The sequence below is a fragment of the Nostoc sp. LEGE 12447 genome, assembly GCF_015206985.1.
Taxonomy (GTDB): Bacteria; Cyanobacteriota; Cyanobacteriia; order Cyanobacteriales; family Nostocaceae; genus Nostoc.
Genome location: NZ_JADEXT010000109.1, coordinates 1 through 1,570, shown reverse-complemented (window position 1 = coordinate 1,570; position 1,570 = coordinate 1). Strand labels below are relative to the sequence as shown.

The following is a 1,570-nucleotide window of genomic DNA, read 5'->3' as shown; positions in this document are numbered from 1 at the left end:
TCGACCGACCTAGGTTAGACCAACTTACTATCTATTTAACTGTATGTTTTTCGATATGTAAGGGGTGTAGGTCTCCCTAAAAAGGAGGTGATCCAGCCACACCTTCCGGTACGGCTACCTTGTTACGACTTCACCCCAGTCACCAGTCCTGCCTTAGGCATCCTCCTCCACGAATGGTTGGAGTAATGACTTCGGGCACTACCAGCTTCCATGGTGTGACGGGCGGTGTGTACAAGGCCCGGGAACGAATTCACTGCAGTATGCTGACCTGCAATTACTAGCGATTCCTCCTTCACGCAGGCGAGTTGCAGCCTGCGATCTGAACTGAGCTCCGGTTTACGGGATTTGCTTGCATTCGCATGCTTGCTGCCCTCTGTCCGGAGCATTGTAGTACGTGTGTAGCCCAAGGCGTAAGGGGCATGCTGACTTGACGTCATCCCCACCTTCCTCCGGTTTGTCACCGGCAGTCTCTCTAGAGTGCCCAACTTAATGCTGGCAACTAAAAACGAGGGTTGCGCTCGTTGCGGGACTTAACCCAACATCTCACGACACGAGCTGACGACAGCCATGCACCACCTGTGTTCGCGCTCCCGAAGGCACTCCCAGCTTTCACCAGGATTCGCGACATGTCAAGCCTTGGTAAGGTTCTTCGCGTTGCATCGAATTAAACCACATACTCCACCGCTTGTGCGGGCCCCCGTCAATTCCTTTGAGTTTCACCGTTGCCGGCGTACTCCCCAGGCGGGATACTTAACGCGTTAGCTACGGCACGGCTCGGGTCGATACAAGCCACGCCTAGTATCCATCGTTTACGGCTAGGACTACTGGGGTATCTAATCCCATTCGCTCCCCTAGCTTTCGTCCCTCAGTGTCAGTTACGGCCTAGCAGAGCGCCTTCGCCACCGGTGTTCTTCCTGATCTCTACGCATTTCACCGCTACACCAGGAATTCCCTCTGCCCCGAACGTACTCTAGCTATGTAGTTTCCACTGCTTTTATCTAGTTGAGCTAGACTCTTTAACAGCAGACTTACATTGCCACCTGCGGACGCTTTACGCCCAATCATTCCGGATAACGCTTGCATCCTCCGTATTACCGCGGCTGCTGGCACGGAGTTAGCCGATGCTTATTCCTCAGGTACCGTCATTGTGTTCTTCCCTGAGAAAAGAGGTTTACGACCCAAGAGCCTTCCTCCCTCACGCGGTATTGCTCCGTCAGGCTTTCGCCCATTGCGGAAAATTCCCCACTGCTGCCTCCCGTAGGAGTCTGGGCCGTGTCTCAGTCCCAGTGTGGCTGATCGTCCTCTCAGACCAGCTACTGATCGTCGCCTAGGTAGTCCATTACACTACCTACTAGCTAATCAGACGCGAGCTCATCTCTAGGCAGTTAACCTTTCACCCAAGGGCACATCCGGTATTAGCCACCGTTTCCAGTGGTTGTCCCAGACCTAGAGCCAGATTCTCACGCGTTACTCACCCGTCCGCCACTAAATCCGAAGATTTCGTTCGACTTGCATGTGTTAAGCATACCGCCAGCGTTCATCCTGAGCCAGGATCAAACTCTCCGTTTTG

At 53.6% G+C, this 1,570-nt stretch carries 1 rRNA gene; it reads right to left on the bottom strand.

Features of this window, described 5'->3' with window-relative positions:
* Positions 1 to 80: 80 nt before the first annotated feature.
* Positions 81 to 1,569 (bottom strand): 16S ribosomal RNA (locus IQ274_RS36200).
* Position 1,570 lies beyond the last annotated feature (1 nt).